The following is a 4,261-nucleotide window of genomic DNA, read 5'->3' on the forward strand; positions in this document are numbered from 1 at the left end:
TATGCGCAGCATGGCGGGTGGAGGTGAGCCGCAGGGTCAGGTTCCCCTTCATGGGGTGCACGGATCGCGCCCCCGCACTCCCCCGACAACGTCTACGGGTGTCGCCGCCATTACGGCCCCACAGGCGTGGGTGCGTGCAACTCGGTGCTTGTGAGGCCAACCTCGGCGAGGGCCGCCCCCAGGGTTATGAACGGAAACGGGCCGACCGTCACTTCATCCCGGGCGCTGGTGCAGGTGATCCATGCGCCCTCGGCGTTCGTGGTAATCGTGAGCGCGTCACCATCGCGGTCAGTGAACTCGCTGATGATCATGGATCCTCCGGGCAGCGCTCATAGATTCGAGCAGGTGTCATAAGGGCGGCGGCGAAACTCCACCACCCTGGTCGCCGACCATCGACCTGCCAGTTCGGGGCGAACCACCATTCGGATTGCGACAAAATCTGCCGACTCCCGGCAGCGCGAGGCCGCCCGGAGCATTAGGACCCCTCACGGCCAGCGGGGCGTCAGGACCGTGCTCGGCGTACTGTCCCGGAAGGGTCGACAACCTACCTATCGGTGCACGCCTTCGTGCAACGCGTCGGAACGTCAGAGCCAGAATCGCGGCCATGAAAACGCCGAGCGACCCATGGTTCGAGAACGATGCGCCGACGCAGTCAATGCCGCGTCGCCACCAGGGTGGCGTCTGACCGGCGCGCGAGACTAGTGTTGCCACGACCCGGCAGCCTTTTGATCCCTTTGCATTCGAGCGTATTCCTTTATACTCTTTGGATGTTGCGAAACTTGTTCAGGCCATCGTTCGGCACCTACCCCCACCTCCTGGTAGGCCGCGATCAGCTGCTCGACGAATTCGAGGACACCTTCGACGGGCTCCTCGATCCCGCCGGTCTGACGATCCTCCTGTCCGGGCAGCGAGGGATGGGAAAGACCGTGCTGCTCGACTCATACCGGCGAGCCGCTGAGACCGCAGGCTGGCTGGTCATCACCGAGAGCTCCAGCAACGGGCTCCTCGAGCGCCTCACCCGAGACCACCTCCCGCGCCTGCTCCAGAAGCACTCCGACAAGTTGCCGTCGCAGCTCGAGTCCGCGAGTGGCACCATCGGTCCCCTCGGAGGCGGTGCGTCCTGGACCGAGCGCTACCCCGCTGAGTCCACCCTCCGCTCCCAGATCACCGAGCTCACCGATGCCCTCCAGCCCTCCGGTCGAGGCCTCGTGATCACGATCGACGAGGTCCAGGCCACCGATATCGAAGATCTCCGCAAGCTAGGCGAGATCATCCAGTACGGCCGTCGAGAGGAACGACTGCTCGCTTTCGCGGCCGCGGGGCTCTCCACTCCCATCGAGGAACTCCTCGACCATCCCGGGGCGACGTTCCTGCGCCGCGCAGAGCACCACCCCATCGGCCGCGTGAGCCGCGCTGATGTTCGAGCCGCCCTCGCGGGAACGATCGCCGATAGTGGCCGCGAGATCGACATTCAAGCCCTCGACGTCGCAGCTGACGCCGTCGACGGATACCCGTTCATGATCCAGCTGGTGGGCTACCACGCCCTCAAAGCCCACCAGACCGCCGACACCGTGACTCCCGAGGACGTGACCGCCGGGATCACAGCCGCCCAACGGCGCCTCGGCCGACACGTCCATACCCCCGCCCTGCGGCCGCTATCGAGCGTTGATCGCACATACCTGCTCGCCATGGCCCAAGACAACGGCCCATCCCGCACCGGGAAGATCGCTGAGCGCATGGGCGTGAGCGCCCAATACGCCGGCGAGTACCGCCGACGGCTCATCCGCGACGGCATCATCGAAGCCGCTGGCCACGGACAAGTCCGCTTCACCATCCCCTACACCGCCGACCACCTACGCGAGCACGCCGCCCACAACGCCCTGGAAGGCCTCACCGACGAGGACGCCTGACCCATCCCAGCCAGCCTCCCCTCCCATGGTGCGAAGAGACCCTCAAAAACCCGCTGAACTGCAACCGACCAGGAAGATCGCATAACTTCTAATATGAGCACTAGATTATGTCCGCATCGGAACACTCCCAGCCCACCCATCGGTGGGTCAGGGTCTTAGAAGATCGCGACCGCGTCAACGATGACGGCAGGGCCCTCGATGTAGTAGCTCGCCTCCCCCAACTCCCATGTGGGGTCGAACTGCGGAATGAGCGATTCCGTGAGGTCATCCATGTGAGTGCGCAGCATCGTCCGCATGGTGCGTTCCCACCCGTGCAGAGTCCACTTCTCGGTCGATATGAATCCATCGGTGGGATCGTCCCCGACGAACTCTCTGACGACGCCGACTACCGTGACCTCGCCCTCCACAGAGTCGGTGGCGGCGGCGCCGGCGCCGATGAAGTGACGAGGCTCGCAGTTGACGTACACACTCCACGGGGCGTCGTCACCATCGAGCTCCAGCTTGAACAGGGTCGGGATTTCGGGAATCTGGTTGCGTAGGTAGACCGCTTTGAGGATCTCCTTGGCCTGCGTTGGGACGTCTTCGGCGTCAGCGTCTGCTTCCGGCTCGTCTTCGTCTAAGCTCTCGTCGTCAGTCTTATCGCGAGAGCGTTTCGAGAAGAGTTCATCGATGTCGACGTCCTCGCGCTGCACGAGCTGGAGGACGACGTTCATCATCTTCCCGACCGAACTAACCGGGCTCAGCTTCATAGTGCCCGCCAACTCGACGAGCTGGTCTCGGCTGGCCACCCATCGCTCATCCCCGTCCCCCGGACGAGGGAGCACCGTCAGGGCGGCCTGCTCTTCGGCCTCCATGGAATCGAGGACCTTGCTGAAGGTTGACTTCTCTCCGACCTCGAGGACGTAGGCACTCTGCAGCTCGACGCTGTCACCCAGCTGCCCTTCAAGACCCACAGGAAGACCGACCGCCTGGAGACCCAGCTTCGCTCCTCCACTGCGAGTCGTGCTGGTTCGGGCCACGACCTCAACACGATGCGGGATCTCAATGTCGTGATAGTCGGCGTGATCGTAGAAGTCGGTACGGTTAAGGTACTGAGGATTACGTAGCGGCATGCCTCAGTGTCTCAGCGAGACGTGACAGTCGAGCACACGAGAACGCGGCTACCGGGTGGGCCGACCTGGGATCATGTTTCCCATGAGTCAGAAGCCCCTCGTGCTGTCCGATATCCGCTCCCGAGCTGGTGCCTTCGTGGCGCAGTGGAGAGAGGCCGAGGGGTACGAGCGCGGCGAGGCGCAGTCGTTCGTACGCGATCTGCTACGGGTCTTCGGGATCACCCGCTCCACGGCGGCGGTGTACGAGAAGCGTGCGCAGCGTGCCTCCACGGGCGGGCAGGGGTACATCGACGCACTGATCTCGGGGACCGCACTGGTCGAGATGAAGTCCGCGGGCTCTGATCTGGTCAAGGCTGAGGCGCAGGCGCTGGACTACATCGAGTCGCTCACCGAGCATGAGCGCCCGGATTTCGTGATCACCAGTGATTTCCGCAGGTTCCGGCTACTGGATCTCTCGGTCGAGGCCGGCGAGGACGGGCTGCTCGAGTTCGGGCTCGAGGAGCTGCCGGCGCACGTGGAGGATCTGATGTTCCTGGCCGGCTACCGGCGCGCGAAGTTCGGCTCGGCCGAGCAGGAGGCCGCGTCGATCAAGGCGGCGCAGCTGATGGCCCAGCTGTACGAGCACCTGGAGTCCACCGGCTACGACGAGCACCAGGCGTCGATCTTCCTGATCCGCACCCTGTTCTGCCTGTACGCCGACGACTCCGGTCTGTGGGAACGGGACCTGTTCTCCCGCTACATCGAAGAGCGCACCAGCGAGGACGGCTCCGACCTCGGCGCCCAGCTCGCCACCCTCTACCAGGCCCTGAACAAGCCAGAGGACAAACGCTACGGGCGCGAGGACGACCTGATCATGGCGTTCCCCTACGTCAACGGCTCCGTATTCGGCGAGCCCGTCGACATCCCCTACTTCGACCGTGCCTCCCGCGAGCTGCTGCTGCAGGCCGCGTACTTCAACTGGTCCAGCATCTCTCCGGCGATCTTCGGTTCCCTGTTCCAGGCCGTGAAGTCCAAGAAGGCTCGCCGCAAGCTGGGTGAGCATTACACGACCGAGACGAACATCCTCAAGCTCATCAAGCCCTTGTTCCTCGACGAGCTCGAAGAGCGCTTCACCAAGGCCTACGCCAAGAAGCGGGAGCTGGAGAAGCTGCTCGACCACTTGGGGTCGCTGACGTTCTTCGATCCTGCCTTTATGCGCAAGTCGGATGTCTCACGAGACATTGGAGCAGCCGCATAACC

General features: G+C 63.9%; 4 protein-coding genes. 2 read left to right on the forward strand and 2 right to left on the reverse strand.

Annotated elements, in window-relative coordinates:
- Positions 1-110: 110 nt before the first annotated feature.
- Entirely contained in the window at positions 111-311 is a 201-nt protein-coding gene (locus tag ACT3SQ_RS18960) for a hypothetical protein (RefSeq protein WP_193119512.1), read from the reverse strand.
- Between the two features lie 456 nt (positions 312-767).
- On the opposite strand from ACT3SQ_RS18960, the gene ACT3SQ_RS18965 reads away from it, so the two are divergent.
- Positions 768-1,910, forward strand: coding sequence for an AAA family ATPase (locus tag ACT3SQ_RS18965; RefSeq protein WP_193107454.1), 1,143 nt, complete (start codon positions 768-770; stop codon positions 1,908-1,910).
- Between the two features lie 155 nt (positions 1,911-2,065).
- Here the strand turns inward: ACT3SQ_RS18965 and ACT3SQ_RS18970 are convergent, their stop codons facing one another.
- Positions 2,066-3,022 (reverse strand): DUF6414 family protein, encoded by a 957-nt coding sequence (locus ACT3SQ_RS18970; protein WP_444502774.1) that lies wholly within the window; start codon positions 3,020-3,022, stop codon positions 2,066-2,068.
- 82 nt (positions 3,023-3,104) lie between these two features.
- On the opposite strand from ACT3SQ_RS18970, the gene ACT3SQ_RS18975 reads away from it, so the two are divergent.
- Positions 3,105-4,259, forward strand: a complete 1,155-nt coding sequence (locus ACT3SQ_RS18975) for a type IIL restriction-modification enzyme MmeI (RefSeq protein ID WP_444592664.1) — start codon at positions 3,105-3,107, stop codon at positions 4,257-4,259.
- The last annotated feature ends 2 nt before the right edge of the window (positions 4,260-4,261 follow it).

The organism is Brachybacterium sp. AOP42-C2-15 (genome assembly GCF_052377065.1).
Taxonomy (GTDB): Bacteria; Actinomycetota; Actinomycetes; order Actinomycetales; family Dermabacteraceae; genus Brachybacterium.

What these genes read in the sequence shown, in the direction of transcription:
- ACT3SQ_RS18960 (WP_193119512.1), bottom strand. Translation starts at nt 311, where the DNA reads ATGATCATCAGCGAGTTCACTGACCGCGATGGTGACGCGCTCACGATT.
- ACT3SQ_RS18965 (WP_193107454.1), top strand. Translation starts at nt 768, where the DNA reads ATGTTGCGAAACTTGTTCAGGCCATCGTTCGGCACCTACCCCCACCTC.
- ACT3SQ_RS18970 (WP_444502774.1), bottom strand. Translation starts at nt 3,022, where the DNA reads ATGCCGCTACGTAATCCTCAGTACCTTAACCGTACCGACTTCTACGAT.
- ACT3SQ_RS18975 (WP_444592664.1), top strand. Translation starts at nt 3,105, where the DNA reads ATGAGTCAGAAGCCCCTCGTGCTGTCCGATATCCGCTCCCGAGCTGGT.